The sequence below is a fragment of the Leuconostoc sp. XM4 genome (genome assembly GCF_055698815.1).
Genome location: NZ_CP134507.1, coordinates 1,565,577 through 1,591,948, shown reverse-complemented (window position 1 = coordinate 1,591,948; position 26,372 = coordinate 1,565,577). Strand labels below are relative to the sequence as shown.

Genomic DNA, 26,372 nt, shown 5'->3' with positions numbered 1-26,372 from the left:
AATGGGCGTAGATATTTATAAAATGGTCGGTTGGTTCTACGACAAGCGTGGAAAATTAACTTATTCAATGTTGGGTTCACGCAACGGAGCAGACGGGACAGCTGATTGCTCTGGTTCCGTTACACAGGCGATTTATAGTGCTGGCGGAAAAGCGTACAACTATTTATACAGCACAGTGACTATTGGCGCTTACCTAGCCGTCAATGGATTTGAACGTATCGCAGTTAATCAAGATTGGGAAGCTAAGTTCGGTGATGTTGTTTTGATGTCATGGGGCAAAGATATGTCTACCTCTGGTGGTGCTGGCGGTCACATTGGTGTAATGGATGGTGCCACTAATTTTATTTCCTGTGATTACTGGACGGGCGGACAAGCTAAAACAGCTGTTAGTGAGCATGATTGGAACGAGTACTACGATATTGAAGTAGCAAACGGATTGCAATATGTAGAAGTATGGCGTTACAACAGCAATAGTCAAGCCGCGCAATCAATCAACAGCAACGCACCAAAAGTTCCTGTATCTGGCGCGGTAGATCAAATTCTAAACGTGGGGGAATATTTCTCAACAAAGAAAGCTTACCGTATTGACCATTACGAATATGTAAATGGTGTTGAACAAGTCATTAGTGAAGAATTAGCAGGTGGTTCCGATTGGGATTGGACTAACAACGGTTGGGGATTGAAGTCATTTGAAATTGTTGACAAGAACGGTAACCTTCAAAAGGACCAATCAACAGCGGTTGGAAAATACATGCAGTTGCATAATCCTAACCGCATTCGTGTCGCTGAAGTTGATCCAGATACAAACGGGATTGGCATTGATACGCGTTACGGCCGTATTTGGGCTAGTGCTGCCACATTAACAGAAGTGAAAAATAATTAACTAAATTAAATGGAACAGCTACTACTACTATATCTATCACGTCAATTAATGATGTTTTCGCTGATTATTTCGGTAAGTCATGAGACAAAAGATTATAAACAAAAAATAAACATAAATATGTAAAATTATATATAAATTAGTATTTTAAATACTAATATGGCATTTTTTTGATTTTTTTTTCGCTTATGATATAATACTTTAGAAAGAAAAGGAAGAAAGTATGGCTAAACTGATAAATATTAGAATTAATAATATTAAAAACGTTCAAAATGGTGTTGTATCATTCGTAGATCAACTAGGTATACCAGTAAATGTAACTGGAATATATGGACAAAACGGATCGGGAAAAACCGCCTTGATTGATGCCGTTGCATTAATTAGAGACCTAGTTAAGTACAGAACTGTGCCTATCGATGGAGCGTTGCTATCGAACACAGAAGATAATCACATTGAGGTAGTTTTCGATGATGAAGAAAAGCAACAATTCATTAAATATTCGGTTTGTTTAAGGAATGTTGGTGATCAACCTAATATTATAAGTGAAGAATTAAAGATAAAAAATAAACGACCACATAATTCATTCAAAAGTTATTATATCTATGATGCGAAAAACAGCATATTGAAAGTGAGAACAAAAAACCTGCCTAATAGTTTACGAGTTATGGCAGATGTGACTTATGGTGATTGCCACAGTTTTATGGTTAGTAAACAGTTCTTAACATGGTTAGATAAAGGTGAAAAAACGACAGAGCCACTCAAAGATGCGTTAAATGGTATTTTAACATTTGTTTCTATCATATTGAATGTACATGTTGTAAGTGACGTTATTGCTAACTTATCAAGTATATTTTTGCCGATGACTTTTGTAAATCATGATATCATGGATATTCCAACATCAGGAGTTGTTTCTGTTGGAACCCAGGATCCCTTAACACAAAGTCAATTTGATAAATTCAAAAAAGCAGCTTACAAGGTTAATAAAGTTTTGCCAGATATTATACCTGGTGTCGAGTTAGACTATCGTAATACAGAAAGAATATCTGATAACGGTGACGAAAAAGAGTATGTTGTTGAGTTATTTACTCTGCGTTCTGGGAAACGGGTTCCATACCGAATGGAATCTGTAGGTATCAGGAAAATAATTTCTGTTTTATCATTTCTTATAGAAGTATATAACAATGAAAATGCTATTGTATTAATTGATGAATTTGACGCAGGGATTTACGAATATCTTTTGGGTGAGATTGTTGACATTCTTGATAACGACGCAGATGGCCAATTAATTTTTACATCTCATAATTTAAGAATTTTAGAAACCCTATCACCAAGAAATATAATTTTCACAACAGTTGACAATAGTAATCGCTATACTCGTTTTGAAAGCTTAAAACCAACAAATTCTTTGCGAAAGAGGTATCTAGCTGAAACGGCTGTTAACGAAAGTAAGTACTACGAATCAACAAACAAAGCAAAAATAATTGAAGACCTAATTACTGCTAATATTCCTGAGGATTCGGCAGGAAATGAAACATCAGTCTCAAAATTCTTTCAAAAAAAGAATGGAGGTAAATGATGGATTCAGAAAAATATGTACTGCTATTGGTAGAGGGTAGGGATGAAATCATACTACTTGATTCAATTATCAAACAAATCAATAAAGAGTTTAATATTATCACTTCTCCCATAAAGATAGCGTTACAGTCAGATAGTATTTTAACTGATGCTAGAGGTAACACATCTAATGCCAAAGACATTATTCATAACGGTATAAAAAAATCTGATATTGATTTAAGACAGATAATGCAGGTTTATAAAATATCCGATGTTGATGGGTGTTGGATTTTTGATGAAGACCATGAAATTGATCCAGAAGAAAAAAATCACTTTTCTTTTGATTCAATTCAAAAGAAAATTTTCTTTGATACTGTCAAAAGAAATAACCAGTTGAGTCAAGGATGGGCTCGGAAAAGAAAAAGGTTAATAAATATGTTTGGAGAAAAACAAACAGTAACAATTGACCGATACAAGTTTTCCTATAAAATATATCTTAATAATGTTGCTTTAGAACATGTGATTGCTGACAACATAGTCCGTTCAAGTGCCTATCAAAAGAAAAAATACGCGCTTGATGTCAAAAATGATTTGGAAAAAGCAATGGATGAACTGGGTAGTGATGCTGCGTTGCAGTTTTTTAAATCAAAAATAAACAACTGTGCGACTAATACAGAGTTGAACATATCTATTCAAGAAAATCCTTGGTTATCAGTAAGTGGAATATATTTTTTGCTTTTGGACATTATAAATGTGATTGAAAATTATGCTTCGCAAATTCAAAATTCAGAAAAAATTGATGAAGAAAAAAGCTAAAATTTTTTCGGTTCACACACATCCAAACAAATATAATAAAACTAAAAACAACCCTGGCAGACATTTATTCCCTAAGATAATCCTTCACGAATGATTGTCGATTTAAAACTAATTCTGACAGGTTTTATTTTTGTGTTGAACATTAAAAACGACTAGATTAGTTACTAGCCGTTTTTTCGTTTATGCACACCTTGCTATCAATGTTATACTTGATTAGTAAAATATAAAGTTGGGGAAAATTTGGGAACAACCCCCGTAAATGCTGTCATATCAACTACAGGTATGATGTGTTATGAATATTCAGGATTAAACGGACATTTTAAGGTAAAAATACCCCATGAACCTAAAACAACTACAACAGCAAATTGAAAATAATGCCATGGCAAACTTTTATATCGTGACAGGAGAAGAAGAAACATTGCTAAGCCACGCAAAATCAATGTTTAAGGGATTAGTTGATCAAGAAGATCGTGACATGAATTATTCCCAGATTGATTTAACCGAACAGACATTGGATGTAGTAATTAATGATGCTATGTCCGTGCCTTTTTTCGGTGATCGTCGTGTTGTTGTGGTCAAAAATCCACAATTTTTGACTGCTACAGGAAAAGTTGGGGATCGTGATCAAGAATTATTATTAAAATTATTTGATCAGCCAGTATTACAAAATATTGTTGTTTTTTTTGCCAATGACTTAAAATTAGACAAGCGTAAAAAATTAGCAAAAGTCCTTCTGAAAACGGCTGAAAATATTTCTTTACCAGCTCTTAACGAGCGCCAGGCGCAACAGGCTATCGTTCAACAACTAGATCAGCGCTCGTATGCCATAGAACCAGAAGCACTTCATGAATTAATGCAGCGTACTAATGCCCAGTACACAGATATGAAAAACGAATTGCCTAAACTAATAACCTATGCGGAACAGACAAAAAAAATAACACTAGACGTAGTATCGGCATTAGTTCCCAAGACACTGACAGCTAATGCGTTTGATTTGGTAGACGCAGTTATTAAACGACGACCTCAAGAAGCACTAACCCTTTATCATGATCTTTTACAGAATGGCGAAGCCCCGTTGCGATTAAATGCTGTTTTAACTAATCAATTTAGATTACTTTTGCAGGTTGCAGGGTTGTCTGGGAATGACCAAGACATTGGGGCGCAACTCAAGGTTCATCCTTATCGAGTAAAATTAGCCAAAGAAGCATTAAGGTCTTATCCACCACAGTTTGTACGAACAGGGTACCTAGGTATGATTGATATCGAAACACAATTGAAATCCACATCTCAAGATCCAGAACTTTTATTTGAGCGGTTTATTTTAAAAAATTTTCAGTAATATTTTTTATTGAATAAGAACACTTGTTCCTGTGATAAAATTATAGTATGCCAGAATTTCTTATCGCAGCAGACAATAGAAGAATTATTCACGTTGATCTAGATGCCTTTTATGCCCAAATTGAAATGCGTGATCATCCTGAGTTGCGTAATCTGCCATTGATCATTTCGCGTGATCCTATTGAGTCAAACGGACGTGGTGTTGTTGCGACTGCTAATTATGCCGCCAGAAAATTAGGAGTGCATTCAGCAATGAGCGCTGCCGAGGCCAAAAGATTAGCGCCAGATGCATTTTTCATGCGACCTGATTTTCAGAAATATAAGATGATATCTCAGCAAATTCATCATATTTTTCATCAGTATACTGATAAAATTGAACCTATTGCATTTGATGAGGCATACTTAGATTTAACAGATAGCGTACTCACGGGAGCGACATTAGCGGCAAAAATTCGTCACCAAATTCTAAAAGAAACGCAGTTAACCAGTTCAATTGGTGTTTCGTACAATAAATTGTTGGCGAAGTTAGCATCAGAATTCAATAAGCCAAATGGCGTTACTGTAATAACAAAAGATAATGCATTAGATTTCTTGGCAAGATTACCAATTTCCTCTTTTCGAGGAGTTGGGAAAAAAACACAAGAAAAATTTGCAGTGCTGGGTGTTGAGAATGGCGCACAATTGCGCATGATACCTCAAGAAACGTTACGAGCTCAATTTGGAAAAATGGGTGAACATTTGTTTTGGCAGGCTAGAGGTGTTCATTTTGGCGAAGTTCAATGGCATCGTCAAAGACAATCCGTAGGGAAAGAAGAAACCTTTGATCAATTTGTACAAACAAGAGATGAAGTTAATCTAGAATTCAAAAAATTGGCTGTGGAAATTGTTGAAATCATGAAAAATAAGAAATTAGTAGGACGTACGCTAAATATAAAAATTCGTGACAGCGACTTTAATACTATCACACGTTCTGTAACTCAAAGTGTGCCTTTCAAATTAGAAGCTGGAAGTATAGTATCTGTAGCGCAGACAATATTTGATGAGAATATGAATGCGGCTTTTTCTATTCGTTTATTGGGAATATCACTTAGTAACCTACAGTCTAGCGGATTTGAGGAAATAACGCTGTTTTAATGTTACAATAATAGAAAATAATAATTAGAAAGTATAAACATGTCAGTAATCGAAGAACAAATATTAGAACAGATCAAGCGTTACGATACAATAATTATTCATCGGCATCAACGACCTGACCCAGACGCTTTTGGTTCACAGTTGGGTTTGAAAGAAATATTAAAAGCAAGTTTTCCAGAAAAAAAGATATATGCTGTGGGCAAAGAAGTTCAAGGATTAGCATGGATGAATGAAGATGACAATTTCATGGATGTTATACCCGATGCTGCTTACAATAAGGCTCTTGTTATTGTAACTGATACAGCCAATGCACCGCGTGTAGATGACCAACGCTGGCCAGATGGTTTAGAAGTTATTAAAATAGATCATCATCCAAATGATGAATCATACGGGGATTGGCAATGGGTTAAAGATGGTCACTCCGCTACAAGCACAATGATTTTTGAGTTTTATGAAAAACTTAAGGGTCAAGGATTGGTGATGACCAAAAAAGCAGCGCGCCTATTATATATTGGTATTATTGGAGACACGGGTCGATTTATGTATAGTATCGATTCAGAAACGTTCCGTGTGGTGTCAGAACTGTTTAAGTATGATTTTGATTATCAAGAAATTCATCATGCGATGGCAACCATTTCGGAAAACGCAGCCAAATTGTCAGGCTATGTTTTGCAAAACTTAAGCATACTGCCATCGGGATTTGCTTATGTTATTTTAACTAAAGAATTGTTAAAGCAATTTGACTTGAAAGATGCCGGGACAGCTTTTGTTGTACCATTACCATCAAAGATAGATTGTGTGAAATCATGGGCTATTTTTGAAGAACAAGACGAAGGAAACTATCGTGTCAGACTGCGCTCACGAACAATTGCAATTAATAAGATTGCAAACCAATTTGAGGGTGGCGGTCATCCAATGGCTTCAGGAGCTTGGGCGCAAGATCAAGGTGATATAGATCGCTTAATCAATATAGTTGATAGTGCTCTTAGCGAGAAGCAAGACGCAGAAAAGGAAGATTGATGGCTGAAAAAGCAAACCAATTTGGACAATTTAATTTAAAAAAGGAAGTTATTGACGCATTAAGTGCTATTGGTTTTTATGAACCAACTGCTGTGCAAGCAAAATTAATTCCTGATGTTTTACAAGGACGAGATGTGGTCGGACAATCGCAAACTGGTTCAGGAAAGACGCACACATTTTTGATTCCAATCTTGAATCAATTAGAGCAGGATAACGAATACGTACAGGCAGTAATTACGACACCGTCACGTGAATTGGCAGCGCAAATTACCAAGGCGATGAAAGAATTTTCTAATCAGCTAAACACTGATATTTCCATTTCTGAGTTTGTCGGTGGAACAGACAAGCAACGACAAATTAAACAATTGGAAAATCACCAACCACAAATTGTCATTGGGACACCGGGTCGGATTAAAGATTTAGTAGAGTCTGGATCATTGAAGTTACATGCAGTTCATACGCTTGTTGTAGATGAAGCTGATATGACGTTAGATATGGGATTTTTAAATGAAGTCGATTATATTGCAGGTGCAATGCCTGAGGGTCTTCAGACATTGGTGTTCAGTGCGACAATGCCAGAAAAGTTGAAGCCATTCTTGAAAAAATATTTAGATAACCCACATTTTGAAGCTATACCAGTGTCAACGGTCATTGCCGATACAATTGACAATTGGTTATTAGCTACTAAGTCAAAAGATAAGAATGACATTATTTATCAAGTATTAACTATTGGTAATCCATACTTAGCATTGGTTTTCGCTAATACCAAAGAGCGTGCGAAGGAAATTTCGAGTTTTTTGCGTGGACATGGTTTGAAAGTGGCCGAAATACATGGCGATATTGAACCACGTGAACGTCGACGTGTGATGAAAGCGATCCAAAACTTAGAATACCAATATGTCGTGGCAACAGACCTTGCTGCACGTGGTATTGATATTGAAGGTGTTTCGCATGTCATTAATGATGATATACCTGCCGAATTAGAATTCTTTGTTCACCGTGTGGGTCGGACGGGCCGTAATGGTTTGCCTGGATTAGCCATTACGTTGTATGGTCCAGATGAAGAAAATGAAGTTGCTGAATTAGAAGCCTTGGGTATCACTTTTAAGGCTAAGCAAATTAAGGGCAATGAAATTATTGACGTTAAGGATCGAAGGGCTCGTGTTCAGCGAGTAGCCACAACCAAAAAATTGGATTCAACTATGGTTGGTATGGTTACAAAGAAAAAGAAAAATGTCAAGCCAGGTTACAAAAGACGCATTAAAAATGCAATTCAGCGTAAAAATCAAATGGATCGTCGGATATCTCAACGACAAGAAATGAGAGCAACACGCAAAGCAAACAAACAACGTGGAGAACATTAAAAAAAGGACTTGGAAATTTTTCCAAGTCCTTTTAGTATTCAAGGAAGTAGGTTAATTACTTAACGTACTTAGCTAAACGTGACTTTTCACGTGAAGCTTTGTTCTTCTTGATCAAACCTTTTGAGTAGGCGTGATCAATAGCTGAAGAAGCAGCCTTGTATAATTCTGCTAAGTTGTCTGTACCAGCAGCTGCAGCTTTTTCAAACTTTTTTACAGCTGTACGGTAAGCGCTGAGTTGTGGTTCGTTACGGTCGTGTTGCTTCTTAGTAAGACGAACACGTTGAATTGCTGATTCAATAACAGGCATATGTCTTTTCTCCTTAAATTTGATACGAGGTTTTCAAGTAATCCTAAGATTAACGACGCAAACCTAAGCGTTGGATCAATTCACGATAACGTTGAATATCAGTATTGCGGAGGTAACGTAATAAGTTACGACGGCTACCAATCTTCTTCATTAATCCACGTTGTGAGTGGAAATCATGCTTGTGAGCTGCCATGTGTGTGTTCAACTCGTTAATATCAGCAGTTAAAACTGCGATTTGTACTTCAGCTGAACCTGTATCGCCTTCGTGGCGGGCGTATGCCTTGATGATTTCGTTCTTACGTTCTTGTGTAAGTGCCATATTTATATCCACCTTTCTAAAATGTCGCCAGAGACTGCGTAAAGCGATGGTGAGCCGCTCAACAAAGTTACTGGTCGTGTTGTTTGTACAACATTCTTAATTATACAGGAATACCATTGAAATGCAAGGCGAGAGATTGACAAATATGTGATAAAATGGACTAGTATATAAACACTGAAAGGAAGTGTGCCTACAGAAATGTATGCACCCGCGGATATTTATGGCCGAAACAACAATCACACGTGACGAAGTTGCCCATGTTGCAGGGTTAGCCAAATTAGCTTTTAACGATGCTGATCTTGACCAATTTACAACACAATTGGGTGATATCTTGAATATTTTTGATACGTTGAGCGAGGTAAATACTGATGATGTTATCCCAACATACTCAGTAACGGAAAATGTTAATCATTTGCGTGAAGATGTCGCAAATAACTGGAATCAAAAACAAGAACTTCTTAATAATGCACCACTTGAAGCTGCAGATTTAATTAAGGTTCCTGCAATTTTGAATGGTGAGGGGGAATAACATGACAATTAATTATTTTGAGCATGATTTAACTTCTTTGCACAATCAGTTGGTAAACAAAGAAGTAAGTGCGGTAGATTTGACACGTGCATCGCTTGATAACATTTCTAAAACTGATGATAAATTAAATGCATTTATTAGCACAAACCCAGACGAAGCTATAGCACAAGCTCAAAAAATTGATGAAAAATCTGATTTTTCGAATGTCTTGACGGGTCTCCCTTTGGGATTGAAAGATAATATGGCAACCAAGGGCATTCAAACAACGGGTGCTTCGCATATTTTGGAAGGTTTTAAGCCAATCTATAATGCGACAGTGGTGGAAAAATTGCAAAACCTAGGGGCGGTTTCTGTTGGAAAGACTAACATGGATGAATTTGCCATGGGTGGTTCAACAGAAACCTCATACTATAAACAAACATCAAATGCGTGGGATCATAGTAAGGTGCCAGGTGGATCATCAGGTGGATCAGCTGCAGCAGTTGCCGCTGGACAAGTGCCATTTGCATTAGGGTCTGATACCGGTGGTTCAATTCGCCAGCCAGCTGCCTTTAATGGAATTGTTGGTTTAAAGCCTACGTATGGTCGTGTTTCACGTTGGGGCTTGTTTGCCATGGCTTCTTCACTTGATCAAATCGGGCCTTTCACAAGAACTGTGAAGGATAACGCAACAGTACTAAATGCTATTGCTGGTTTCGACGAGAAAGACTCAACTTCATCGCAGCGTGAAGTGCCTGATTTCACTGCAAAGTTAAGCGGTGATGTTAAGGGCTTAAAGATCGCTGTGCCAAAAGAATACTTTGGTGAAGGTATTGATCCAAAAGTTGCCAAGCAAGTCAAGGCTGCTATTGCACAATTAGAAGCATTGGGAGCAACTGTTGACGAAGTAAGTCTTCCACACACTAAATACGGTGTAGCTGCATACTATATTATCATGTCATCAGAAGCATCATCTAACTTACAACGTTATGATGGTGTGAGATATGGTTTCCGTGCCGATGACGTTAAAAACTTGGAAGATTTATATGTCAAAACACGTTCAGAAGGTTTTGGTGACGAAGTCAAGCGTCGTATCATGTTAGGAACGTTCTCATTGTCAGCTGGTGCGTATGATGCTTTCTTTAAGAAGGCCGCTAAAATTCGTACATTGTTGATTGAGGACTTTAATAAGGTTTTTGAAAACTATGATGTAATTGTTGGACCTACTGCGCCAACAGCTGCATATGGTCTTGGTGAAGAGGTTGATGACCCTACAGCAATGTACCTGGCAGATGTTTTGACTATCCCAGTAAACTTAGCTGGTCTACCTGGTTTGTCAGTCAACGCTGGATTTGTTGATGGATTGCCTGTGGGCTTGCAAATTATTGGTAAGCCATTTGACGAACAGACTGTTTATCAAACAGGATATGCTTACGAACAAGCCAGCCGTTTGTTTGAACAACATCCTGACGTTGCGAAAGAATATTAAAGAGGAGGGGCACACATGGGAACTGGAAATTTTGAAACAACGATTGGACTTGAAGTCCACGTTGAAATGCAAACAAACTCAAAGCTGTTGTCACCTTCACCGGTTCACTATGGTGACAAGCCAAATACTAATACAAACGTAATTGACTTTGGTTATCCTGGTGTTTTACCGGTAGCAAACAAAGGCGCATTGGAATATGGTATGCGTGTTGCGCTGGCATTACACGCACAAATTTCGCCATTGATTCGTTGGGACCGTAAAAACTATTTTTACCCTGATAACCCCAAGGCTTATCAAACAACGCAATCACAAACACCAATTGGTACTAACGGTTACTTAGATGTGACATTGGCCGATGGAACGGTAAAGCGTGTCCGCATTGCAGAAATGCACGTTGAAGAAGATGCGGGTAAAAATACACACGGATCTGATGGTTATTCTTATGTTGATTTAAACCGTCAAGGGACACCATTGATTGAAATTGTTTCAGAACCTGATCTTGCTTCACCAGATGAGGCCTATGCTTACTTAGAGCAGTTGCGCCAAGTTATTTTATTTACAGGTGTTTCTGAAGCTAAGATGCAAGAAGGTCAAATGCGTGCAGATGTCAATGTATCACTCAGACCATTTGGATCAGATCAGTATGGAACAAAAGTTGAAATGAAGAATATTAACTCATTCAACTACGTTCGTAACGCATTGATTTTTGAAGAAAAGCGACAGGCAGAGGTTTTGCGTTCTGGTGGTGTAATTCAACAAGAAACTCGACGCTATGATGAACCAACTAAATCGACAATCTTAATGCGTGTAAAAGAGGGAGCAGACGATTATCGTTACTTCCCAGAACCTGATTTATCTCCGGTGGTCATTGACCAAAAATGGATTGATGAAGTTGCTGCAGACTTACCAAAATCATCGAGTGAACGTCAAGAAGCCTATGTAAATGACTTGGGAATTGAACCTTATGATGCAGAAGTTTTGACACAGACGCTTGCTATGTCTGATTTTTATGATGCGACTGTATCTTCAGGAGCTGATCCAAAACGCGCTGCTAACTATCTAATTGGTGATGTGAATGCTTATATGAATAAGAATCAAGTTGAGCTGCAAGACACGCGTTTGACTCCTGAGCATTTAGCAGGCATGATTAAGTTGATTGAAGACGGAACAATCTCTACAAAGCAAGCCAAGCAAGTCTTTGAAGCGATTATGATTGGTGAAGAGCCAGAAGCCTTTGCTAAGAAGCATGGTCTGGTTCAATTAAGTGATCCAGATTTGTTGTTAGGCTGGATTACTGAAGTATTGGACAATAATCCGCAATCTATTGAAGACTTCAAGGGCGGTAAAGATCGTGCTACTGGCTATCTTATTGGGCAACTTATGAAAATGTCCAAAGGACAAGCAAATCCAAGTGTTTTGAATAAGTTGTTGTTGTCAGAGTTAAAAAAACGATAAACGTTGAAAATGTAAACTAGTCAATAAGCGAGATTTTTCTCGCGTACATATTGTAAGCTGAAAGGAAAAGTGTTTGCCGGCATGAAACGAGCAAGAATTATCTATAATCCAACTTCGGGTCGAGAGGCTATTAAACGCGAGATGCTTGATATCCTCGCAGTTTATGAAAAAGCTGGGTATGAAACTTCGGCTTTTGCCACTACACCAGAACCACTGAGTGCGGCGAAAGAAGCAAGGCGTGCTGCTGAGGCTGGTTTTGATCTTATTGTCGCAGCAGGTGGGGATGGAACAATTAACGAGGTTGTTAATGGATTATCTCCCTTAACAAAGCGCCCGATGATGGCAGTCATACCGGCGGGTACAACCAATGATTATGCACGTGCACTAAAATTACCTCGCGATGAGCCATTAGAAGCAGCAAAAGTAATTTTGCAAAATGAAACCATTAAAATGGACATAGGCAAAATTGAAAAAGATAACGGAATTAAGTATTTTATGAATATTGCCGCTCTAGGAACTATTAGCGAGGTGACGTATGCGGTGCCTTCGTTGATGAAATCATTATATGGCTATTTGGCCTATTTGGTTAAGGGAGCAGAGCTGATTACTCGAGTTAAAGCAGTTAATGCCAAGGTTATATTTGATGATGGTGAGTATTCAGGAAAAACTTCGATGATCTTTTTGGCACTGACTAATTCTGTCGGTGGCTTTGAGTCCATCGTCCCAGATGCAAAGTTAGACGATGGTCGTTTTACGCTCTTAATCATTAAAGAAGCTAACTTGGCACAGATGCTACAGATGGTGGCGCAGATGATTAATGGCGGTAAGCATATTGATAATCCTAAGTTAATCTACAAGAAAACCAACAAAGTAGAGATCTTGCCACTAGATAATGACCAAATGAAAGTGAATTTAGATGGCGAATATGGTGGTGATGCGCCAATGAAATTTACTGATTTACAACAACATATTGAATTTGTAGCCAATCGTTCAGGCATGTCAGAAAATTCTGTAAGTGTTGCTAAACGTAAATTTGTTGAAGAAGCCGAAAAACTAGATACAAAGTAACATCAGTAAGGCGCTAATTATGGTGCCTTATTCTCATTTTAAAGTGCGTGTCAAAAGGCGCAAGAAAGAAGCAAATCATTATGGCGAAAGCTAATCGAGTATATAAAACCGAAGCACCAGTAGCTAAAAATCAGGAAATTGAAGCAACCGTGATTGATATTACATATCAAGGCATGGGTGTTGTTAAGGTTGATAATTTTCCGATATTTGTAGTTGATGCTATTCCGGGAGAAATTGTCCGCGTGAGTGTCACAAAAGTACTAAAAAGCTACGCATTTGGGCGTGTAACAAGACGTATTCAGGAATCCGAAAATCGCGTTCAAAATGCCAACAAAATAGCAATTACCACAGGCATTGCACCGCTAGCCAATTTGAAATATGAGGCACAACTGGCGTTTAAACAGCATCAAATTGAAGAATTATTTAAAAAGGTTAATGTAGATGTTGATGTGGCGCCGACTATTGGTATGGAAAATCCAACAGGGTACCGTAATAAGGCACAAGTACCTGTGCAAATGATAAATGGTAAATTAGAAACAGGTTTTTATCGTCGTGGGTCACATCGTTTAGTGCCAATTGAAGATTTTTATATCCAAGATCCCAAGGTTGATGAAGCAGTTCGTATTACGCGAGACATTTTACGTGAATTAGGTGTTTCCGCGTATGAAGAAGAAACTAAAAAAGGCGTTATTCGTCATATTATGGCACGACGGGGCTATTATTCACATGAATTAATGGTTGTTATCATCACGAATACTAAAAAGCTGCCTAATAGCGACTTAATTGCCGAAAAACTCAGTGCAAAACTACCTGAATTAAAGAGTGTTATCCACAATATCAATAATCACGATACCAATGTGATTATGGGACAATGGAATGAAACGATTTGGGGTGAAGACGATATTCACGATCAATTAATGGGTAAAGACTTTGTTATTGGGCCAAACTCTTTCTATCAGGTCAATCCTCAAACCACTTCGACCTTGTATGCGCTCGCAGCTGAAAAGGCTAATTTGAAACCGACTGATGTTGTTGTTGACGCTTATTCTGGTATCGGAACAATTACGTTATCTGTTGCGGATAAAGTGAAAAAAATATATGGTGTTGATGTTGTTGAAGGAGCAATTGAAGATGCTGAAAAAAACGCCAAAAACAATCAAATTACAAATGCCGAATTTGTATTGGCTGACGCACCAGAGCAAATGGCAAAATGGGCGGATGAAGGATTAAAGCCAAATGTTGTCTTTGTTGATCCACCACGCAAAGGGTTAACACAAGAATTGATTGATGCAGTTAAAGCAATGAATCCTGAAAAATTTGTATATATAAGTTGTAACCCAGCAACACTTGCGCGTGATGCTGTTCAAATTTTGGCTGCAGGATTTGAAATCGAAGGTGCAGTTCAACCACTGGATCAATTCCCACAAACAACTCACGTTGAAAGCATTACAGTTTTCAAAAAAGCTGAAAATTAATAATTTAGATCCAAACAATATGCGGTACGCATCACTATGAGATTGTCCTTTCATAGCAGATGTGCGCTGCATTTTTCAGTGTGTCACAGAAATGTTTATTTGATATGTTAAAATGTAGTGTATAGAAAGAGGTATTCAACATGGCTAAAGTTGCTGAAACACCAATGATGGTGCAATATCATGAGATTAAAAGTCAATATCCTGACGCATTCGTGTTTTATCGTTTGGGTGATTTTTATGAGTTATTTGAAGATGATGCAGTGCTTGGCGCAAAATTGTTGGAGCTAACATTAACAGCACGTAATAAAAATTCTGAAAATCCGGTACCAATGGCTGGCATTCCACACCATGCTGCTCAGAATTATATTGATATTTTAGTTGATCAAGGACACAAAGTCGCTATAGTGGAGCAAATGGAAGATCCTGCCACTGCAAAGGGAATGGTGAAGCGTGACGTGGTGCAACTCATTACCCCGGGGACAAAGCTTAATAGTGGCATGGGCAATGATAAGCAAAATAATTATTTGGCTGCGGTGTTACCACGAGATAATCGTTATTTTTTGAGTTACATTGATTTATCAACGGGTGAATTAAAAACCACAACACTAAAGCGTTTTAGCGATGTAATTGATGAGCTCAGTTCACTTGAAGTTAAAGAAATTGTGTTATTAAAAGATGATGAAACAACAGAACTAGGGATAGCTAATAAGCTTGCTGAACGGGGATTGGTAATTTCTACTCAATCTGACGTAAATGTTAATGCTACAGTTAGTTTTTTGACACAGCCTTTGGTACATGAAAATGAAGCACAAGTAACCACTATTTTATTAAACTATATATTTGACACCCAGCGCCGTAATTTGGATCATATTATTCCGGCTCAAAATTATGAACGCTTGGCTTATTTGAAATTCAACCAAGATACACGGACTAATTTAGATCTTGTAAAAAACGCAAGGACAAAAAAGAAAGCAGGTTCCTTACTTGGTCTAATTGATGAAACTAAAACCGCTATGGGAGGTCGGTTACTAAAACAATGGTTGCTGCGTCCACTTCGGGATACAGAAGACATCAATGAACGTTTAGATATGATTGAAGCATTTCAAAATGAATTTTTTGTACGTGGCGCGCTACAAGATCATTTGAAATCAGTATATGATTTGGAACGTTTAGCAGCTCGTGCTGCTATGGGCACGATGAACGCCCGAGAATTAGTACAATTAAAGCGATCATTATCTGCAATTCCAGGTATGAAGTCCGTTCTGTCCTCAAGCCAAGGTATTTTAAATCATGCTAGTCAACGACTAGAAGATATGAGTGATTTAGCTGGATTGATTGATGAAGCAATTGTTGATGACCCTCCGATTAGCATCCGTGAGGGCGATATCATCAATGATGGATTTGATTCAAAAATCGATGAATATCGTAACGTTTTGAGTCAAAATCAGAAATGGCTGGCACAATTAGAATCCGATGAGCGTGCTGCAACTGGCATTAATTCATTGAAAGTTAAGTACAATAAAAACTTTGGATTTTTCATTGAAGTATCTCGTGCAAATGTTAGTAAGTTAGAAGAAGGGCGCTATGAACGTAAGCAGACCCTGACTAATGCTGAAAGGTTTGTTACGCCTGAACTGAAGGAGCACGAGCGTTTAATTAACGAAGCGCAACTCAAAAGAACCGAGCGTGAATACGAATTGTTCATTACGATTCGTGAGCGTGTTAAAGCAAATATTTCTCGTTTACAAAAGTTGGCACGACAGGTAGCGCAATTAGACGTTCTAGCAAGCTTAGCAGATGTTGCTGACAATAATCGCTTTGTTCGTCCCACATTTACTGACGATAATATAATTAATATTAAGCAGGGACGCCATCCAGTGGTTGAAGCAATATTAGAAGCCGGTGAGTTTGTTGCTAATGATGTGAATTTGGATCAAAATACGGCAATGCAATTGATCACGGGGCCTAATATGGCTGGAAAATCAACCTATATGCGGGAGTTAGCGTTGATTGTTATTTTGGGTCAAATGGGCAGTTTTGTTCCGGCCGAAAGTGCCGTATTACCAATATTTGATCAAATATTTACCCGTATTGGCGCCAATGATGATATGGCAATGGGTCAATCGACATTTATGGTCGAAATGGCGGAAGCCAACCTAGCATTGCAAGAAGCCAGCGCGCACTCATTAATATTATTTGATGAATTAGGTCGAGGCACGGCAACTTATGATGGTATGGCATTAGCTCAAGCCATCATTGAATATTTAGATGCTCATGTACATGCTAAAACATTATTTTCAACCCATTATCATGAGTTAACGGCATTGGCAGACAAACATGAAAATATTAAAAATGTTCATGTGGGCGCTGTTGAAGATGAATCGGGTGAGTTACACTTCTTGCATCAGATTCAACAAGGACCAGCTGACAAATCGTATGGCATTCACGTTGCTGCACTAGCCGGATTGCCTGACGAATTAATTGCAAATGCAACAACAATTTTATCAGGATTAGAAAATCAAGAAGCATTAGTACCTGAACCAAAAGCTTCAGGGTTGTCTGAGCAAGTGGCATTGTTCAATGTTTCGGATGTTGATCCTAAAACAGAAACATTATTTCAAAAATTAGATAGCATCAACATATCAAAAATGACACCGCTAGAAGCATTAAATGTATTGGCAGAATTACAAAAATTGAGGAAGTAAGACAGTGCGCATACATGAATTATCAAATTTATTAGCTAACCAAATTGCCGCTGGTGAGGTCATTGAGCGTCCAGCCAGTGTTGTAAAAGAATTAGTTGAAAATGCTATTGATGCAGGGGCAACACAAATTGATGTCATCGTAGAAGAAGCCGGTGAGTCATTAATTCGTGTTGTCGATAATGGTGAAGGAATTAACCCAGAAGATGTACCGTTAGCTTTTACTAGGCATGCTACTAGTAAAATTAGCAATCGACATGATTTGTTTAATATTATGTCTCTTGGATTCCGTGGAGAAGCTTTGCCGTCGATAGCAGCTATTTCTGATGTAACCCTGAATACCACTACTCAAGAAGCGCCAAGTGGGATCATGTATCATATCAAAGGTGGCAAGCAAGTTTCTGCAACGCCAGCCAACGGACGGCGAGGAACGGTGGTTTCTGTTAGAGATCTATTTTACAATACCCCAGCTAGATTAAAATACTTGAAACGGCCGCAAACAGAGTTGTCTCGTATCGCTGATATTATGAATCGTATTGCGTTGTCATATACGAATGTTGCCTTCACTGTAACTGCTGATGGACGTAATATTTTACAAACAAATGGGGATGGTAATCAGCAACGTGTTATCGCTGCGATATATGGACGTGACGTTGCGCAAAAAATGCGTGCAATTACCGGCGAAGATGATGATTTTAATATTACAGGGTTTGTGTCATTACCAGAACTCACGCGAGGTTCGCGGGATTACTTAACGATATTGGTTAATGGCCGTTTTATTAAAAATTTTTCCGTATCAAATGCAGTTATTCGTGGATATGGGTCAAAGCTGATGGTTGGTCGTTTTCCAATGGGTGTCATCAACATCAATACAGATCCTTTATTAGTTGATGTTAACGTACATCCGCAAAAAGCTGAAATTCGATTATCAAAAGAAGCCGAACTATCAGCATTAATTATTGATACTATTAAATCTTGCTTTGCTGATGAAAATTTAATTCCAGATGCTTATGAAAATCTATATGGACAGGCTCAGACTAACAAAATTGAGCCACCAGCACCAAAGCAAGTAGCACCATGGGCTAAGCCAGATATGGAACAGACTATTGCGATCAATACAGGTATAGATAGCAATGAAGTGGTCATCAATCAAAAGTCAGATTTGATGAACGATGCAGTTAATGAGTTTACTCAAAAATATGCTCACGAACCTAACTTGCCAATATTTGATGATGAAATAACTGTGCAAGTTTCTGAAGATATATCTAGCTATAATAAGCCAGAGATATCAACTCAAGAGGAGTTAGACATTTCGCCAAAGAAACCGAGTGGATTCCCCAACCTAGAGTATATTGGACAAATGCATGGTACGTTTTTGTTTGCTCAAAGTAGCGAAGGATTCTATTTGATTGACCAACATGCTGCACAAGAACGTGTGAAGTATGAATATTATCGAAAAGAAATTGGTCAGGTTGGCACGGATAAGCAGCGAATGTTAGTGCCAATCACCATTAACTATTCTGTAGCTGATATGTTGAAGATTGCCGATAAGGAAGCCGAATTAGAGGCTATTGGCTTGACGCTAGAACCATTCGGGCCAACAACAGTAATTGTCCGTGAACATCCAACATGGTTTGAAAAGGGCCAAGAGACTGAAACGATTAAAGAAATGGTTGATTGGATATTACGAGACGGTAATTTGACAGTTGCCGAATTTCGTGAACGTACAGCAATTATGATGAGCTGTAAACGCTCAGTCCGTGCCAACATGCATTTAAGCGACTTACAAGCCCGGACGTTGATCGAATCACTTGCCTCGACTGAGAACCCTTATAATTGTCCTCATGGTCGTCCAGTGGTGACGTCATTTACACTAACTGAAATGGAAAAAATGTTTAAACGCATTCAAGATTCACATGAGGCATGGGAGGAATATGATAACCATCCATATTAACCATTTGTAACACATTAGTTTTTCTAGTTACTTCATATTTTTTGGGATAGATTTGTTATCACATTATTATTTAATAAAGTAAAAATGGATTAATTTTTCACTTGCGTAACTCAAAATTATTCGATAAAATATGATTTCAAACAATTGATGGGAGAAATTGTAATGGCATTGAATACAAAATTAAATCAAACAAAAAATAATGTTAAAAAAACTACTAAAATTATTAAAGACAATAGTAAGCAAGTTGTTCAAAATTCAATTGAAGACTTCAAACATGATAGTGTTCCTATGGAACATAAGAAGTAACCTCTTAATGCTCTTTACATAAAATCTGGTGATGATCTTGTCTCGAATATTTATTCACAGCACATGGCTTTGGGAAAAAATGATTTGTGCGAGGCATATGCTTTTACAAGCGCTTACAGTTGCGTTATACTTATCAGACAACATCGAATATCATTCAAGGAGGACGCTCATGTCATTTGAAGAAAAGTTTGATAATGCTAAAGATAAAATTGCTGGTAAGGCAAAAGAACTTGAAGGAAAAATTACCGGTGATAAAGCACGTGAAGTCGAAGGTAAGACCCAAAATGTTAAGGGCGAAGCCAAAGATGATGTACAAAAGGTTCGAGATGTTGCCCATGACGATGTCGATGCCGTAAAAGATGCTTTGAAAAATAAAAAAGATAATCCAGAAAAATAATAAGTTTACAATTGCATATCAAAAAGGCTGGCTAGGGAATTCTGATCAGCCTTTTTTGTATGGTATAATTAGACTTGCGGACACAACTGTCTTTTCTATAGGGTAGTTTGAAGAGAAAAATAAAAGGAAAATAATAGAGAAAAATAGTTGACATTTGGACAATATATTTTCTATTTACTAGGTTCTACAACAATGGCTTTTAACAATAATGATATAATTATTCGTTTACGTTACGCACTCAACATAAAAGATGCTGATATGATTAAAATTTTTAAATTTGGTGGCGTAACAATAGATGAAGATCAATTACACAACCTATTGACAAAACAAGCAGAAGATACGAAACGTGATGAGAAGGTCGCTACAAAAATACTTGAATCATTTATGAATGGCTTGATTATTTCACAACGTGGTGAAAAAATTGGTCCCGATTTAAAGCCTGTTCCACCAACATTTGATATGGTCAACGAGGCAGCGATAAATAATGTTGTTATCAAAAAATTGAAAATTGCGATGGCCTATACTAGTGATGATTTAATTGGTTTCTTAAAAACGGCAGGTATTCAAATTTCTAATAGTGAGTTAAGTGCAATATTGCGTCGACCGGATCATCGAAATTATAAACCGGCTGGTGATCGCTATCTTCGTAATATTTTAAAAGGGATGGCCATGGAGTACCGTCCTGAGGATGTCAAACGCACAGCAAGAAAGTAGTATTGTGAACGTTTTCATATATGTGTACAATTAAGTTAGAGACTTAATTATAAGGAGGAAATATATGGTAGAACGTACTTTTATGATGATTAAACCGGATGGCGTTTCGCGTGGCAAAATTGGTGAGATTATTCAGCGAATTGAGCATAAAGGCTATGCGATTAAAGCGATGAAAATGGTACAACCTACTCCTGAATTACTAGCAAAGCATTATGCTGAACATGTGGGCAAATCATTTTATCCTTCGTTAGTGCAGTATATGACTTCGGGCCCGATTATTGCGATGATTGGAGAAGGAACCAACATTGTATCGGGCTGGCGAACAATTATGGGAACGACCAATCCAACACTAGCTGCACCGGGAACTATTCGTGGTGATTTAGGTCGTGAATGGGAAGGGGAAGCTGTTATGAATATCGTTCATGGTTCGGACAGTGTTGAAGCGGCCGAATATGAAATCAAATTATGGTTTGCGTAATGCAGTGTAAGATGAATGATGTTTTTAATAGTTAAAGTGAATTGATTAAGCACTCACGGGAATTGATTTAAATCCACTTGGGCGCTTTTTTATTTTGTTTTTTCAATAATATATTAGCGATTTAACATAATTTTAAAGAATTACCTAAAGTTTGGTAAAATAGTACATATGGACTTGGAGACAAAATTTAATGCAATTAGAAAATATTGAAATACTAGAGAATCATTCACTAGCACCATATGCTTATACGCAAGCTGGTGGATTGGTTGATTATTTAGCCATCCCCAAAAGTATTCATGAATTGAAAGTACTGGTGAACTGGGCTAAAGAGTTAGGCATGCCTGTGCAAGTTTTTGGTCGGCTATCCAATTTAATCGTTCGCAATGGTGGTCTACGGGGACTATCCATCTTACTACATGATTTACGGGACGTCGTTGTGGATCAAAATAAAATCGTAGCATCAGCTGGTGCTGATTTAATTTGGGTAACTGAGCAAGCGTTTGAACATGGGCTGAGTGGTTTAGAGTGGGGCGCAGGAATTCCAGGGTCAGTTGGCGGAGCTGTATTCATGAATGCAGGCGCTTATGGGGGGCAAGTTGATATGGTTGTGTCATCTGTCACTGCTTTAATGCCAGATGGCACTCTGCAAAATTTTGAAAAAAAGGCATTGGAATTTGGTTACCGAAAATCTGTTTTCCAGAGCAACGGTGGCATTATAATTAGTGCGACTTTTGAATTGCAACCAGATAGTTGCACTGCTATCAGGACACGAATGGATGAAAATAATTTTAAACGTGCTAATAAACAACCACTAAATTATCCATCGAATGGCTCTGTTTTTAAGCGGCCAGAAGGTTACTTTGCAGGTAAATTGATTATGGATTCTAAATTACAAGGTGTCCGCCGCGGCGGTGTTGAAGTTTCCAAAAAGCATGCGGGATTCATGGTCAATATCGCACATGGCACCGGTAATGACTATGAGGATTTAATTCATTATGTACAAAAAACAGTGTATGAAAAATTTGGTGTGCATTTAGAAACAGAAGTCAGAATAATGGGAGAGCGTTAAGGAATGGCAATATTAGAATTAATTGTAATATTAATTGTTGCGGTAACCATCTCTAACATTGTGTCGCATTTTATACCTGAGATACCTATCAGTTTATTTCAGATTGCGATTGGTCTCTTTCTAGCACTGGTATGTGGTATTTACGTTGAAGTTGATTCAGAGTGGTTTATGCTATTGTTTATAGCACCATTATTGTTTAACGATGCATGGCGTTTTCCAAAACATGAACTTTGGGAATTACGTGGGCCGATTTTAGGTAATTCAATTATTTTGGTTATCTTAACAACGTTAGTCGGTGGATTTTTAATGCACCTATTAATGCCTCAACTACCAAAATCAGTGGCTTTGGCCCTAGCGGCTGTGATATCACCAACTGATCCGGTGGCCGTACAAGCCATTGCTCGGCGTGTGAAGCTTCCGGAAAATGTGATGCATATTGTTTCAGGAGAAAGTTTAATCAACGACGCGAGTGGGTTGGTTAGTTTTAATACGGCGATTAAAGCCACCATCGCAGGTACTTTTCTAATTGGTGAAGCCATTGGAAACTTCTTTTGGATGACTATTGTCGGATTAGCTGTTGGGCTAATTCTTGGTAGTTTTGTTAGCTGGCTACGTGACTCTTTTGATCGTGTTGGCTTGAATGATGTGGTTTTCCATACGGTTGTGACTTTGTTAATGCCATTCGTTATTTATTGGGTTGCTGAGGACATTTTTCACTCCTCTGGTGTAATTGCAGTTGTGGCTGGTGGCGTTCTATCGAAAATTTTGAGCGATCAGCATATGAATGCGCGTTCACCTGAAATAAATGTGGTCACAGTACGTACTTGGGAAGTATTTGTTTATTTGCTAAATGGCACAATTTTTATCTTACTAGGTATTGAACTTCCTGCTGCCATGAAAGATATTGTGCGTAGTACGCAGGTTCATACGGGTATGGCCATCTTTTATGGTGTTGCCGTTTGGTTTATCATATTTACTATTCGTACATTTTGGGCTTACGGCACGCAAATTACATATCATTTAAAACATAAGGAACGCGCCATTTCTTTTAGAATGGCAATCATATCGGGCCTTACTGGTGTTCGTGGTGCGGTTACAATGGCCGCTGTTCTAACCGTTCCATCGACTATTGCAGACGGATCGGCTTTTCCACAACGTAATTTACTCGTTTTTGTGGCGGCAGTAGTGGTGATTATTAGTCTGTTGGTGGCCACAATTATGTTGCCAATTGTTACCAAACAACGAACCACACATGATTTTACACAACCAGAAGTGGGCGAAGTTGAAACATCAAGTACCCATGAATCTAAAGTTGATTTAACTGAGGCACAAGCAAGAATATTTTCCATTCGAATTGGTATACAAGTTCTCCGTGAGCAACAAAATGATCATAATAGAATTATTGTCTATGAATTAATTGGTAGAAAACAACAAATTATTGACCAGATTTATCGACAGTTAAACAAAAGTAATGATCATAAAGTTAATATTGAAGATGATCGAGAATTGCGACGCGTCGCATTAGAAGCGCAACGAAATTGCTTACGTCAACTGCTCGCCGATGAAAAAATATCTATACTAACTTATTCTTCTCAAAATCGACGTTTAGATCGTCTAGAGAATATGATTGATTCTGATAAACACTATCATTTATCTACCCAGTGGATTATTATATTGTGGCGGCGTACGCTAAGAAGTATTCGGATTTGGATTTCGGATGAGTCAACCGACCAATTTCGTGAAGAAAGTTCAATGGCCACTAAAGAAATGGCCAAGGAAGCCATTCAGTCTTTGTCTGAATATATGGAAAAGTATACAGGTGATACTGTTTCACATCGAATGGAACGCCAAGCGGCTTATAATTTGATTATATTTTATCGTAATCAGATTGAGAAAGAACGTCACCCTGATACACCAGAACAACGTGAACTAGATGATAGATATCGAATGGAATTGGAAATCAAAGCATTAAATGTGGAACGTGAAACGATTCAACAACTTTATGAACAAGGGCGTATTTCAAGACAAGCAGGCGTGAACATACGTCAGTTTATCAATTATGCCGAAACAGCTGCTCTAGCAGGAAGGGATGAGGAATAGCTAAGTATGAATATTCTACTATATTTTACATTTAATAACCTAATGCATGTCATTGACATCGCTATTATATGGTTTATTTTGTATAAGCTCATTCAATTCGTCGAAGGAACCCGCGCTTTGCAGATATTGTTTGGAGTAGGCTTCGTTATTTTGGTTAAGGTAGTGAGCTGGTACCTTGGTTTAGTAACTCTATCGTGGATTATGGATCAAATAATTACATGGGCTCCAATAGCAGTGGTAGTTATTTTCCAACAAGAGATTCGACGGGGATTAGAAAGCTTGGGACGACGTTTGGTCATTCGTCGTGCTCGTGTAGATAATTCTAAAGAACATCAACTAATTAAGAGTCTAGATGATGCTTTGCAGTATATGTCTAAACGACGAATAGGTGCATTAATTACGATAAAACGTGATGGTAGTTTAGATGAATATATCAAAACTGGCATAAAATTAGATGCCTACATTACCGGTCAGTTATTAATTAATACGTTTATTCCTAACACACCTTTGCATGATGGTGCCGTGATTATTGATGATGATCGCATCGCTGTTGCTGCAGCATACTTACCATTATCAGAAAGTACGCGAATACCAAAGGAACTGGGAACACGGCATCGTGCTGCTGTTGGTATTAGTGAAGCAAGTGATGCAATTACAGTGGTTGTTTCTGAAGAAACAGGGGAAATATCGATTACTCAAGGGGGGGATTTACTTCGCAATATGGACCAAGAGTCTTACATGAACTTTTTTGAACATCAATTTTTGGTGCAAATTGACGAAGAAAATGACAAACACTGGTGGCAAAAGATTGGAGGACGTTCAAAATGAAAAAAATAGGACAGTCTAAAATCGTTAATTTGGTGGTTTCCTTAGTTATCGCTATTTTACTTGCCGCTTATGTTTCTAGTACGAAACAAGGTACTGCTACCAACAATGGAGGGTCAACAAATTTTTCAACGTTGATTCCAGAAAAAAGGGCTACCCTAAAGGTACCTTTAAATTTACAAGTTGATTCAGATAAATATGTTGTTATCGGCGCACCGTCAACAGTTAAGGTTGGTATTGAGGGATCGGGACCACTGGTGACAGCTGCACAGAGTCATAATGACATTCAAGCTAGCGTAGATTTACGTAGCTTAGGTGTTGGTAAGCACAATGTTAAGGTGGCTTTACGAGGCGTTAACTCTTCCCTAACATCTACGGTAACGCCACAAACAGTCACGGTGACAATTTCCCAAAAGAAATCGGCAAAACTGCCAGTGCAGGTTAGTTTCGATAAAAGTAAGATTGCGACCGGATACACGGTTGGAGATACAACATCAGATCCAAAAAATGTCACGATTTCAGGACCTAAGGCTAACGTCGAAGCTGTGAGTTATGTAGATGCCAAAGTGTCACTTGATAGTGGTGTTAAACAGTCTGTCTCACAATCTGTCAAACTTGTTGCACGAGATAAAGATGGTAATGCAGTTGAGGTTAATATCAGTGATCCAACGGCGAATGTCACGTTAGATGTAGAACCTGAAGACAGTAAAAAAATGAATTTGAGCGCAACAATAAACAATGGTGACAGTGATGACTATACGATTACATTTGATCCAAAAACGGTGACGGCATATGGTTCTTCTGATATACTTAAATCGGTGGACACTATTAATATACCAGTGGATGTTGGAAATATTAGCAATAAAACAACGCGTACTATAGAGATTCCTACACAAACAGGGATTGTTGAATATAGTGTTTCAAAAGTAAAAGTAACTATTACACCGTCAAACACCAGCTCAACAAGTAGCAGTTCGACGGGGAGCACGAGCAGTAGCTCTAGTTCATCATCTTCATCATCCTCTGAATCAACAAGCAGTACAAGTAGTAGTACTCAAAGTAGTGCAAGCACAACATCAGAAACTAAAGGACAGTAAAAC

24 protein-coding genes are annotated in these 26,372 nt (G+C 38.0%); 22 read left to right on the top strand and 2 right to left on the bottom strand.

All coding sequences use genetic code 11. The annotated features are described in order from the left end of the window. Window position 1: 1 nt before the first annotated feature. The 7 genes from RHP64_RS07970 (at window position 2) to RHP64_RS07940 (ending at window position 8,106) form a co-directional block, all read left to right on the top strand. The gene (locus RHP64_RS07970; RefSeq protein WP_462785014.1) at window positions 2-883 is read left to right on the top strand and encodes a peptidoglycan amidohydrolase family protein; all 882 of its coding nucleotides are present in this window, start codon (window positions 2-4) and stop codon (window positions 881-883) included. A gap of 220 nt (window positions 884-1,103) precedes the next feature. Further along, a complete protein-coding gene (locus tag RHP64_RS07965) occupies window positions 1,104-2,456 on the top strand; it encodes an AAA family ATPase (protein ID WP_462785013.1) in 1,353 nt (450 codons plus the stop codon). Then, complete coding sequence (locus tag RHP64_RS07960) at window positions 2,456-3,250, top strand: hypothetical protein (protein WP_462785012.1); 795 nt, start codon at window positions 2,456-2,458, stop codon at window positions 3,248-3,250. Before RHP64_RS07965 ends, RHP64_RS07960 begins: the two co-directional genes overlap by 1 nt. A gap of 337 nt (window positions 3,251-3,587) precedes the next feature. After that, complete coding sequence (gene holA / locus RHP64_RS07955; protein ID WP_011680245.1) at window positions 3,588-4,589, top strand: DNA polymerase III subunit delta; 1,002 nt, start codon at window positions 3,588-3,590, stop codon at window positions 4,587-4,589. 47 nt (window positions 4,590-4,636) lie between these two features. Continuing rightward, the gene (dinB, locus tag RHP64_RS07950; RefSeq protein WP_025268375.1) at window positions 4,637-5,722 is read left to right on the top strand and encodes a DNA polymerase IV; all 1,086 of its coding nucleotides are present in this window, start codon (window positions 4,637-4,639) and stop codon (window positions 5,720-5,722) included. A 39-nt stretch (window positions 5,723-5,761) separates the two neighbouring features. Beyond that, a complete protein-coding gene (locus tag RHP64_RS07945; protein ID WP_025268374.1) occupies window positions 5,762-6,742 on the top strand; it encodes a DHH family phosphoesterase in 981 nt (326 codons plus the stop codon). Continuing rightward, window positions 6,742-8,106, top strand: a complete 1,365-nt coding sequence (locus tag RHP64_RS07940) for a DEAD/DEAH box helicase (protein ID WP_025268373.1) — start codon at window positions 6,742-6,744, stop codon at window positions 8,104-8,106. Before RHP64_RS07945 ends, RHP64_RS07940 begins: the two co-directional genes overlap by 1 nt. 55 nt (window positions 8,107-8,161) lie before the next feature. Here RHP64_RS07940 and rpsT read toward each other — a convergent pair whose 3' ends face one another. Then, window positions 8,162-8,413, bottom strand: a complete 252-nt coding sequence (gene rpsT / locus RHP64_RS07935; protein WP_002815336.1) for a 30S ribosomal protein S20 — start codon at window positions 8,411-8,413, stop codon at window positions 8,162-8,164. Between the two features lie 49 nt (window positions 8,414-8,462). Beyond that, a complete protein-coding gene (gene rpsO / locus RHP64_RS07930; RefSeq protein ID WP_011680241.1) occupies window positions 8,463-8,732 on the bottom strand; it encodes a 30S ribosomal protein S15 in 270 nt (89 codons plus the stop codon). 220 nt (window positions 8,733-8,952) lie between these two features. Here rpsO and gatC point away from each other — a divergent pair, with 220 nt between their 5' ends. The 15 genes from gatC to RHP64_RS07855 all read left to right on the top strand — a co-directional run bounded on the left by gatC (window position 8,953) and on the right by RHP64_RS07855 (window position 26,369). Next, window positions 8,953-9,261 (top strand): Asp-tRNA(Asn)/Glu-tRNA(Gln) amidotransferase subunit GatC, encoded by a 309-nt coding sequence (gene gatC / locus RHP64_RS07925; RefSeq protein WP_025268372.1) that lies wholly within the window; start codon window positions 8,953-8,955, stop codon window positions 9,259-9,261. Between the two features lies 1 nt (window position 9,262). Then, on the top strand, window positions 9,263-10,729 hold the full coding sequence (gene gatA, locus RHP64_RS07920; protein ID WP_011680239.1) for an Asp-tRNA(Asn)/Glu-tRNA(Gln) amidotransferase subunit GatA: 1,467 nt from the start codon (window positions 9,263-9,265) through the stop codon (window positions 10,727-10,729). 15 nt (window positions 10,730-10,744) lie between these two features. Further along, window positions 10,745-12,184, top strand: a complete 1,440-nt coding sequence (gene gatB, locus RHP64_RS07915; RefSeq protein WP_061515026.1) for an Asp-tRNA(Asn)/Glu-tRNA(Gln) amidotransferase subunit GatB — start codon at window positions 10,745-10,747, stop codon at window positions 12,182-12,184. An 81-nt stretch (window positions 12,185-12,265) separates the two neighbouring features. Then, window positions 12,266-13,252 carry a diacylglycerol kinase family lipid kinase gene (locus tag RHP64_RS07910; RefSeq protein ID WP_061515025.1) on the top strand — a complete coding sequence of 329 codons (987 nt, stop codon included), beginning with the start codon at window positions 12,266-12,268 and terminating at the stop codon, window positions 13,250-13,252. Between the two features lie 80 nt (window positions 13,253-13,332). After that, window positions 13,333-14,727, top strand: coding sequence for a 23S rRNA (uracil(1939)-C(5))-methyltransferase RlmD (gene rlmD, locus RHP64_RS07905; RefSeq protein WP_061515024.1), 1,395 nt, complete (start codon window positions 13,333-13,335; stop codon window positions 14,725-14,727). A 140-nt stretch (window positions 14,728-14,867) separates the two neighbouring features. Continuing rightward, complete coding sequence (gene mutS / locus RHP64_RS07900) at window positions 14,868-17,432, top strand: DNA mismatch repair protein MutS (protein WP_014325041.1); 2,565 nt, start codon at window positions 14,868-14,870, stop codon at window positions 17,430-17,432. Window positions 17,433-17,436: 4 nt separating this feature from the next. Further along, window positions 17,437-19,383: a DNA mismatch repair endonuclease MutL gene (mutL, locus tag RHP64_RS07895; protein WP_025268366.1), complete on the top strand. Its 1,947-nt coding sequence runs from the start codon at window positions 17,437-17,439 to the stop codon at window positions 19,381-19,383. A 162-nt stretch (window positions 19,384-19,545) separates the two neighbouring features. Then, window positions 19,546-19,689, top strand: a complete 144-nt coding sequence (locus RHP64_RS07890; protein WP_164907655.1) for a hypothetical protein — start codon at window positions 19,546-19,548, stop codon at window positions 19,687-19,689. A 169-nt stretch (window positions 19,690-19,858) separates the two neighbouring features. After that, complete coding sequence (locus tag RHP64_RS07885) at window positions 19,859-20,086, top strand: CsbD family protein (protein WP_011680232.1); 228 nt, start codon at window positions 19,859-19,861, stop codon at window positions 20,084-20,086. 192 nt (window positions 20,087-20,278) lie between these two features. After that, entirely contained in the window at window positions 20,279-20,800 is a 522-nt protein-coding gene (locus RHP64_RS07880; RefSeq protein ID WP_031296130.1) for a YehS family protein, read from the top strand. Window positions 20,801-20,864: 64 nt separating this feature from the next. Continuing rightward, window positions 20,865-21,278, top strand: a complete 414-nt coding sequence (ndk, locus tag RHP64_RS07875; RefSeq protein ID WP_014325038.1) for a nucleoside-diphosphate kinase — start codon at window positions 20,865-20,867, stop codon at window positions 21,276-21,278. A gap of 190 nt (window positions 21,279-21,468) precedes the next feature. Next, window positions 21,469-22,347 (top strand): UDP-N-acetylmuramate dehydrogenase, encoded by an 879-nt coding sequence (gene murB, locus RHP64_RS07870; RefSeq protein ID WP_011680231.1) that lies wholly within the window; start codon window positions 21,469-21,471, stop codon window positions 22,345-22,347. A 3-nt stretch (window positions 22,348-22,350) separates the two neighbouring features. Then, the gene (locus RHP64_RS07865; RefSeq protein WP_011680230.1) at window positions 22,351-24,447 is read left to right on the top strand and encodes a Na+/H+ antiporter; all 2,097 of its coding nucleotides are present in this window, start codon (window positions 22,351-22,353) and stop codon (window positions 24,445-24,447) included. 6 nt (window positions 24,448-24,453) lie between these two features. Beyond that, entirely contained in the window at window positions 24,454-25,275 is an 822-nt protein-coding gene (gene cdaA / locus RHP64_RS07860; protein ID WP_011680229.1) for a diadenylate cyclase CdaA, read from the top strand. After that, the gene (locus RHP64_RS07855) at window positions 25,272-26,369 is read left to right on the top strand and encodes a CdaR family protein (RefSeq protein WP_011680228.1); all 1,098 of its coding nucleotides are present in this window, start codon (window positions 25,272-25,274) and stop codon (window positions 26,367-26,369) included. The genes cdaA and RHP64_RS07855 overlap by 4 nt, the downstream gene beginning before the upstream one ends. Window positions 26,370-26,372: the final 3 nt, after the last annotated feature.

Excerpts from the sequence above, each read along its gene's own strand:
- mutS (WP_014325041.1), top strand. The coding sequence starts at position 14,868 with ATGGCTAAAGTTGCTGAAACACCAATGATGGTGCAATATCATGAGATT.
- holA (WP_011680245.1), top strand. The coding sequence starts at position 3,588 with ATGAACCTAAAACAACTACAACAGCAAATTGAAAATAATGCCATGGCA.
- RHP64_RS07960 (WP_462785012.1), top strand. The coding sequence starts at position 2,456 with ATGGATTCAGAAAAATATGTACTGCTATTGGTAGAGGGTAGGGATGAA.
- RHP64_RS07890 (WP_164907655.1), top strand. The coding sequence starts at position 19,546 with ATGGCATTGAATACAAAATTAAATCAAACAAAAAATAATGTTAAAAAA.
- RHP64_RS07965 (WP_462785013.1), top strand. The coding sequence starts at position 1,104 with ATGGCTAAACTGATAAATATTAGAATTAATAATATTAAAAACGTTCAA.
- RHP64_RS07880 (WP_031296130.1), top strand. The coding sequence starts at position 20,279 with ATGGCTTTTAACAATAATGATATAATTATTCGTTTACGTTACGCACTC.
- RHP64_RS07855 (WP_011680228.1), top strand. The coding sequence starts at position 25,272 with ATGAAAAAAATAGGACAGTCTAAAATCGTTAATTTGGTGGTTTCCTTA.
- gatA (WP_011680239.1), top strand. The coding sequence starts at position 9,263 with ATGACAATTAATTATTTTGAGCATGATTTAACTTCTTTGCACAATCAG.
- gatC (WP_025268372.1), top strand. The coding sequence starts at position 8,953 with ATGGCCGAAACAACAATCACACGTGACGAAGTTGCCCATGTTGCAGGG.
- rpsT (WP_002815336.1), bottom strand. The coding sequence starts at position 8,413 with ATGCCTGTTATTGAATCAGCAATTCAACGTGTTCGTCTTACTAAGAAG.
- rlmD (WP_061515024.1), top strand. The coding sequence starts at position 13,333 with ATGGCGAAAGCTAATCGAGTATATAAAACCGAAGCACCAGTAGCTAAA.
- cdaA (WP_011680229.1), top strand. The coding sequence starts at position 24,454 with ATGAATATTCTACTATATTTTACATTTAATAACCTAATGCATGTCATT.
- ndk (WP_014325038.1), top strand. The coding sequence starts at position 20,865 with ATGGTAGAACGTACTTTTATGATGATTAAACCGGATGGCGTTTCGCGT.
- murB (WP_011680231.1), top strand. The coding sequence starts at position 21,469 with ATGCAATTAGAAAATATTGAAATACTAGAGAATCATTCACTAGCACCA.
- RHP64_RS07910 (WP_061515025.1), top strand. The coding sequence starts at position 12,266 with ATGAAACGAGCAAGAATTATCTATAATCCAACTTCGGGTCGAGAGGCT.
- RHP64_RS07970 (WP_462785014.1), top strand. The coding sequence starts at position 2 with ATGGGCGTAGATATTTATAAAATGGTCGGTTGGTTCTACGACAAGCGT.
- rpsO (WP_011680241.1), bottom strand. The coding sequence starts at position 8,732 with ATGGCACTTACACAAGAACGTAAGAACGAAATCATCAAGGCATACGCC.
- RHP64_RS07865 (WP_011680230.1), top strand. The coding sequence starts at position 22,351 with ATGGCAATATTAGAATTAATTGTAATATTAATTGTTGCGGTAACCATC.
- RHP64_RS07945 (WP_025268374.1), top strand. The coding sequence starts at position 5,762 with ATGTCAGTAATCGAAGAACAAATATTAGAACAGATCAAGCGTTACGAT.
- RHP64_RS07885 (WP_011680232.1), top strand. The coding sequence starts at position 19,859 with ATGTCATTTGAAGAAAAGTTTGATAATGCTAAAGATAAAATTGCTGGT.
- gatB (WP_061515026.1), top strand. The coding sequence starts at position 10,745 with ATGGGAACTGGAAATTTTGAAACAACGATTGGACTTGAAGTCCACGTT.
- RHP64_RS07940 (WP_025268373.1), top strand. The coding sequence starts at position 6,742 with ATGGCTGAAAAAGCAAACCAATTTGGACAATTTAATTTAAAAAAGGAA.
- dinB (WP_025268375.1), top strand. The coding sequence starts at position 4,637 with ATGCCAGAATTTCTTATCGCAGCAGACAATAGAAGAATTATTCACGTT.